The following is a 338-nucleotide window of genomic DNA, read 5'->3' on the forward strand; positions in this document are numbered from 1 at the left end:
ATAGAGCAAGGTACCACTGGACAAGTATTGACTACTGATGGCGCAGGGGACGTAGTATGGGCCGTTCCTGCTGCTGGTTCAGTTTCTGCCGATGGCACTACAATAACCGGCGATGGAAACCTTACAGACCTTTCAGTCCCAACTGATGGAATCACTACAAACCAGATTTTGGATGGCACTATAGCAACAGCAGATATTGCGGACAATAACGTAACTCCTGCTAAAATAGAGCAAGGTACCACAGGACAAGTATTGACTACTGATGGCGCAGGGGACGTAGTATGGGCCGTTCCTGCTGCTGGTTCAGTTTCTGCCGATGGAACCACTATTACAGGAGA

General features: G+C 48.8%; 1 protein-coding gene. It reads left to right on the forward strand.

Translation table 11 applies throughout. The features are described from left to right. The coding region (locus MWU84_RS24220; RefSeq protein WP_246906635.1) for a hypothetical protein at positions 1-338 on the forward strand (338 nt) is incomplete at both ends.

The sequence above is a fragment of the Arenibacter sp. F20364 genome (assembly GCF_023015905.1).
GTDB lineage: Bacteria > Bacteroidota > Bacteroidia > Flavobacteriales > Flavobacteriaceae > Arenibacter.